We start from the raw sequence: 510 nt of genomic DNA, 5'->3' as shown, positions 1-510 counted from the left end.
GTACAATTCTTGTGCCGCTGCTTTGTCGCCTGCCACAACTGCTTTCAACACTTTTTTCACTGCAGTGCGGAATGCAGTACGCAAGCTAGCGTTGTGTGCGCGGTTTTTCAAAGATTGACGGGCACGTTTGCGTGCTTGTGCGCTATTTGCCATGGATAATACTCCTGAATATTGGGATAGTTGAATGTGTAAAAACGCGCTATTCTAAACGCTAAACCTGCGAAAAGCAAGCCATTTTTGGATTTTCAGGCTGCTTTTATCCTTTTGTCTTTATCTGTAATTTCAATTGTGCATTCAATCTCAAAAAGCAGCCTGAAAATCTTTTGCTGCCTTTCAGGCTGAGACTTTTGCAAAACTAAAATTTCATCATTTAATCGTCATTCCCACGTAGGCGGAAATCTATTTTTAAACAGAAAGTTGTTAAAGATTAATTTGGATTCCTACCTATGTGGGAATGACAGAAATTAAAGATTTCTAGATAAGAAGAATAGGTTTTGCAAAGATTTCAGG

1 protein-coding gene is annotated in these 510 nt (G+C 39.0%); it reads right to left on the bottom strand.

The genetic code is table 11. The features are described 5' to 3' along the window. A partial coding sequence (gene rpsT, locus L1D47_RS21095; RefSeq protein ID WP_239886656.1) for a 30S ribosomal protein S20 occupies positions 1-153 on the bottom strand: 153 nt, incomplete at its 3' end. Positions 154-510 lie beyond the last annotated feature (357 nt).

Source organism: Shewanella sp. Isolate7, assembly GCF_022398425.1.
Taxonomy (GTDB): domain Bacteria; phylum Pseudomonadota; class Gammaproteobacteria; order Enterobacterales; family Shewanellaceae; genus Shewanella.
Note: the sequence above shows the minus strand (reverse complement) of the source record. Positions and strands in the feature narration are given on the sequence as shown.